At 62.7% G+C, this 496-nt stretch carries 1 protein-coding gene; it reads right to left on the minus strand.

All coding sequences use genetic code 11. The features are described from left to right. Window positions 1-37: 37 nt before the first annotated feature. On the minus strand, window positions 38-496 hold a 459-nt coding region (locus HX803_RS32235; protein WP_306172776.1), incomplete at its 5' end, for a glycine betaine ABC transporter substrate-binding protein.

The raw sequence follows: 496 nt of genomic DNA on the forward strand, positions 1-496 counted from the left end.
AGCCCGGCTCCCACAGGAGAACGGGTTACATGCCGGGTTATTTGGCGGCTTTGGCGGTGGCGACCCAGCCGTCGAAGGTGGCTTTGTTTTCACTCATCCAGTCATCCGCCAGCTTGCGAATGTTGCGTTCGCTGGAGCCGTCCTGGCTGATGGTTTTTTCCCAGTAGCTCCAAGTCGACTGCGGGAATGTCATCTGTTCCACCAGCGCCTTCACCGCCGGGTTGGCTGCGATGAACTGCTTGTTGCCAATCGCGTACCAGTTCCACGCGGCCATCGCCATGCGGCACGGATCGGCGCCGCCTGCACACCCTTCCACGCCTGGGGTGAGGGCGCTGGTGGTGCTCGGCACGTTGCCCGGCAAGGCATCAAACGGCGTCGGCAACCACACCACGTCCTTGCCGGGGACCATGGTGTTGGTCATCCACGACGGCGCCCAGGCATAGAAAAACACCGGCTCGCCGCGCTTGAGGCGCGCAACGTTTTCGAACATCAGCGC

The organism is Pseudomonas sp. P7548 (genome assembly GCF_013386585.1).
In the GTDB taxonomy this organism is placed as follows: domain Bacteria; phylum Pseudomonadota; class Gammaproteobacteria; order Pseudomonadales; family Pseudomonadaceae; genus Aquipseudomonas.